Source organism: Rahnella sp. P4_A8, from assembly GCF_056402435.1.
In genome coordinates this window covers 1-3719 of record NZ_JBFUHK010000137.1, presented here as the reverse complement: position 1 = coordinate 3719, position 3719 = coordinate 1, and the positions used below count along the sequence as shown (strand labels likewise).

At 51.9% G+C, this 3719-nt stretch carries 2 protein-coding genes; both read left to right on the top strand.

The annotated features are described in order from the left end of the window. Positions 1 to 607: 607 nt before the first annotated feature. Positions 608 to 2197: a bifunctional phosphoribosylaminoimidazolecarboxamide formyltransferase/IMP cyclohydrolase gene (gene purH, locus AC1DUO_RS23680; RefSeq protein WP_013577393.1), complete on the top strand. Its 1590-nt coding sequence runs from the start codon at positions 608 to 610 to the stop codon at positions 2195 to 2197. A 45-nt stretch (positions 2198 to 2242) separates the two neighbouring features. Continuing rightward, positions 2243 to 3532, top strand: a complete 1290-nt coding sequence (gene purD, locus AC1DUO_RS23675) for a phosphoribosylamine--glycine ligase (protein ID WP_013577394.1) — start codon at positions 2243 to 2245, stop codon at positions 3530 to 3532. Positions 3533 to 3719: the final 187 nt, after the last annotated feature.

Here is a 3719-nt window from a genome sequence, read left to right as displayed (position 1 = left end):
CTGCTTGGTCACTCTAAGACTTGATATTTTTTGCCACCGAGGTGGCTGATATCGTCTTGTGAGTGCCCACACAGATTGTCTGATAAATTGTTAAAGAGCAGTGAGTTACGCGCTTTCGCTTGCTAACTCGAGGTGGCGTATATTACGCTTTCCTCATTCAGTGTCAACCGTTTATTTTATCCGGTTGCCGCTGTTTTTAATCTTTCCGACCCGGTCACTTCGTGATGTTGTTCACGTTGTTCCCTGTCGATGGAGCGGCATTATAGGGAGTTCTCAGCAGGCCGCAAGGGCTAATTTTAAGAAAAAACACCGTTTGCTGCATTACACAGCAAACCCACTGCTTATACCGTGTTTTGCACAGATTTATCCACAGAGGCACAGGAATCTCAAATTTTGCGAGCGTCGCGCAATCGTTTTCGCTACAATTTCGCGCGTCAGTTTTCACTGCCCTTTAGGGGTAATAAATGAAAAGTCAGTCGCCGAAGGGAAGTTATCCAAGCTCAATCCCGCGTTTTTCTGCAAATTGCTCTATATAAAGAGAAGAAAAGCGTCATTGAATTCAGATAACGCTCTTTACTGCGACTCCAAAGCCAAGGATATAACCACCATGCAACAATCTCGTCCAATCCGCCGTGCCCTGCTCAGTGTTTCTGACAAAGCCGGTATCGTAGAATTCGCCCAGGCTCTGTCTTCGCGTGGCGTTGAATTACTTTCCACTGGCGGCACCGCCAGCCTGTTGGCGAAAGCCGGCCTGCCAGTCACTGAAGTCTCTGACTACACTGGCTTCCCGGAAATGATGGATGGACGCGTCAAAACCCTGCACCCGAAAGTTCACGGTGGCATCCTCGGTCGTCGCGGGAAAGATGATGAAATCATGGCACAACATTCCATTGCGCCAATCGACATGGTGGTCGTTAACCTTTATCCGTTCGCACAAACCGTCGCACGTCCAGATTGTTCACTGGAAGATGCGGTAGAAAACATTGATATCGGCGGCCCTACCATGGTTCGCTCGGCAGCGAAGAACCATAAAGATGTGGCGATCGTAGTAAAGAGCAGCGATTACGCTTCTATTATTGAAGAGATGGATGCCAACAACAGCTCGCTGACGCTGGCGACTCGTTTCAACCTGGCGATTAAAGCCTTTGAACACACCGCCTCTTACGACGGCATGATTGCTAACTACTTTGGCACGATGGTTCCGGCTTACCACGGTGATACTGAATCGGCTTCCGGCCAGTTCCCGCGCACACTGAATCTCAGCTATATAAAGAAACAAGATATGCGTTATGGCGAGAACAGCCATCAGAACGCTGCCTTCTATATAGAAGAGAACGTCAGCGAAGCTTCGGTTGCCACTTCTACCCAGCTGCAGGGCAAAGCACTTTCCTATAACAACATTGCGGATACCGATGCGGCTCTGGAATGTGTGAAAGAGTTTGCTGAACCGGCCTGCGTCATTGTCAAACACGCCAACCCTTGCGGCGTTGCTATCGGCGACAGCATACTGGCAGCTTATGAACGCGCCTATCAGACTGACCCGACCTCAGCTTTCGGCGGCATTATCGCCTTCAACCGTGAACTGGATGCTGAAACGGCAAAAGCGATCATCAGCCGTCAGTTTGTGGAAGTGATCATCGCACCATCGGTAAGTGCCGAGGCACTGACACTCACCGCCGCGAAACAAAACGTTCGTGTACTGACCTGCGGACAATGGGAAGGTCGCCAGAAAGCGCTCGACTTCAAACGTGTTAACGGCGGCCTGCTGGTTCAGGATCGCGATTTGGGTATGGTTGATACCGCTGATCTGCGTGTGGTATCCGAGCGCCAGCCGACAGAGCAGGAACTGACAGATGCCCTGTTCTGCTGGAAAGTCGCAAAATTCGTCAAATCCAACGCCATTGTGTATGCCCGAGACAAAATGACCATCGGTATCGGCGCAGGCCAGATGAGCCGCGTTTACTCCGCTAAAATTGCCGGTATTAAAGCCGCTGACGAAGGCCTGGAAGTAGCCGGTTCCGTAATGGCTTCTGATGCCTTCTTCCCGTTCCGCGACGGTATCGACGCTGCGGCAGCGGTAGGTATTACCTGTGTTATCCAGCCAGGCGGTTCTATCCGTGACGATGAAGTGATCGCCGCGGCAAACGAACACGGCATTGCGATGCTGTTCACCGACATGCGCCACTTCCGTCATTAATTTTCTTTTAGCGGGTGCGTTGCGCCCGCTCACCGGAGTCTTCGAATGAATATTTTAATTATCGGTAACGGCGGGCGTGAACATGCACTGGCATGGAAGGCATCGCAGTCACCTTTGGCTGATAAAGTCTTTGTTGCACCAGGCAACGCCGGTACCGCGCTGGAGCCGTTGCTGGAAAACGTGGACATCGCCGCCACTGACATCGCCGGTTTGCTGGCTTTCGCTAAAAGTCATGACATCGGGCTGACGATTGTCGGCCCTGAAGCGCCGCTGGTGATTGGCGTGGTTGATGCTTTCCGTGCAGCCGGTCTGAAAATTTTTGGCCCGACGCAGGAAGCCGCGCAACTGGAAGGTTCTAAAGCCTTCACTAAGGATTTTCTGGCTCGTCATAACATCCCAAGTGCCGATTATCAGAACTTCACCGAAATCGAACCCGCCCTGACTTATCTGCGTAGCAAGGGGGCACCGATTGTCATCAAAGCCGATGGTCTGGCAGCAGGTAAAGGCGTCATTGTTGCGATGACGTTGAAAGAAGCGGAAGACGCCGTTCACGACATGCTGGCGGGAAATGCTTTCGGTGATGCAGGTCAYCGCATTGTTATCGAGGAATTCCTCGATGGCGAAGAAGCCAGTTTCATCGTCATGGTCGACGGCAGCAATGTGTTACCGATGGCGACCAGTCAGGATCACAAACGCGTGGGTGACGGTGACAGCGGTCCGAACACGGGCGGCATGGGAGCCTATTCTCCGGCGCCGGTCGTAACCGATGAAATCCATCAACGCGTGATGGATCAGGTCATCTGGCCGACTGTTCGCGGTATGGCGGCGGAAAATAACACTTATACCGGTTTCCTGTATGCCGGTCTGATGATTTCAGCCGACGGCCAGCCGAAAGTGATCGAGTTCAACTGCCGTTTCGGCGATCCGGAAACTCAGCCGATCATGTTACGTCTGCGTTCTGATCTTGTGGATTTATGCCTGGCCGGTGCTGAAGGTCGTCTGGGTGATAAAACATCTGAGTGGGATCCGCGACCGTCTCTGGGTGTCGTGCTCGCAGCCGGTGGCTACCCTGCTGATTATAAAACCGGAGACGTTATTCATGGCCTGCCGCTGGAAGAAGTGCCGGATGGTAAAGTCTTCCACGCCGGGACCCGTTTGCAGGATGAACGTGTGGTCACTAATGGCGGTCGCGTGTTATGTGTGACGGCATTGGGTAAAACGGTGGAAGCAGCCCAGGCACGCGCTTATGATTTAGCGAAAGACATTCATTGGGAAGGTAGTTTCTGCCGCAAAGACATCGGTTATCGCGCCATCGACCGCGAACGTAATCAGTAATTACATCTCACCCGACGATCAAAAAAGGCACGCTTCGGCGTAATGCCGGTCACTTAAGGAAATGAGGCCCGTGAATTTGGGCCTTCGATGAAGAAAAATAGCGCTATAAGCCTGATTCCTTCATTATCCTTTGAAGCACAAAAATGAATTTGTATTCATAAAAATGCTTAAGTGACCGGCATTACGC